This window comes from Paenimyroides tangerinum (genome assembly GCF_003865405.1).
GTDB classification, from domain to species: Bacteria; Bacteroidota; Bacteroidia; order Flavobacteriales; family Flavobacteriaceae; genus Flavobacterium; species Flavobacterium tangerinum.
In genome coordinates this window covers 1-1027 of sequence record NZ_RQVQ01000114.1, presented here as the reverse complement: position 1 = coordinate 1027, position 1027 = coordinate 1, and the positions used below count along the sequence as shown (strand labels likewise).

Annotated in this window: 2 protein-coding genes; both read left to right on the top strand. The window is 29.4% G+C overall.

Annotated elements, in window-relative coordinates; genetic code table 11:
* Nucleotides 1-493 (top strand): S41 family peptidase (locus tag EG240_RS16410; protein ID WP_235830416.1); only part of this gene is annotated, 493 nt, incomplete at its 5' end.
* A gap of 116 nt (nt 494-609) precedes the next feature.
* Nucleotides 610-792, top strand: coding sequence for a DUF4372 domain-containing protein (locus tag EG240_RS16405; RefSeq protein ID WP_125020396.1), 183 nt, complete (start codon nt 610-612; stop codon nt 790-792).
* Nucleotides 793-1027 lie beyond the last annotated feature (235 nt).

Below are 1027 nucleotides of genomic sequence, written 5' to 3'. Positions count from 1 at the left end.
CTATTTCTTTTTTTTACCAACTATTTTTCTTGATTTATTAATCGAACTCAGGTTACTAAATAAAAATATTGCATATTTAAGAATTTCAGGAAATAATGATTTTAATGCTAAAAAAATTGACAGTATATCCAGCAATATAGTTGACGAAATCAATAAGATAAATTCAAATAAGATAAAAGGATGGATAATTGATTTACGGATAAATACCGGTGTAAATATGTACCCAATGATTGCTGGGATAAGTGATATTATTGGTGATAATGAAAAATTAGGTGGATTTATAACTTCTGATAACCAATCAGACAGGGAATGGTTATTGAAAAACGGCAATTTCTATGTAGATTCTAATCAGGTTTTAGATAGAAAAAAAATAAGAATGCCAATAAAAAAACATTTACCAATAGTAGTTTTAATAAGTGGCTATACTGCAAGTTCAGGAGAAATGACTGCGATAGCTTTAATTGGAAGAAACAAAACTAAATTATTCGGATAAGAATCAGCTGGTTACACAACAATAGCGTCCTAAACGTTTAAATAAAACAAAAAAAGAGAGTAAATTTTTGAATCTCAAATCATCTTTGAGTTGCACAACAAAAAAACACTCTCTTGATGGTAAATGTAACATTGTTTTCTCAAATAATAGCAAAGCTTAATCGTTCAAAATTCAAAAAGCTTGTAAAAGAACATCAAACAGATAAACACAATAAAGGTTTTGATAGTTGGAATCATTTGATCTCTATGCTATTTTGTCATTTTGCACGCAGCAAATCTGTTCGTGATATAAGTAATTGACTTCGTTCTGCTTCTGGAAATCTAAACCATCTTGGTGTAGTTAAAGCTCCCTCTAAATCCTCAGTCAGTTATCAGAATAAAAAACGATCCCATGAGTTATTCAAAGAATATTATTTTACTTTGCTTCAAAGTTTAGGACAGCATCCTAAATTTAAGCAGGTAAAGTTCCGAATCAAGTCCAAAATCCTATTATTGGACTCCACTACAATATCACTATGCTTAAGTATTTTTGATT

Coding starts and splice junctions, on each gene's coding strand:
- EG240_RS16405 (WP_125020396.1), top strand. CDS start 610: ATGGTAAATGTAACATTGTTTTCTCAAATAATAGCAAAGCTTAATCGT.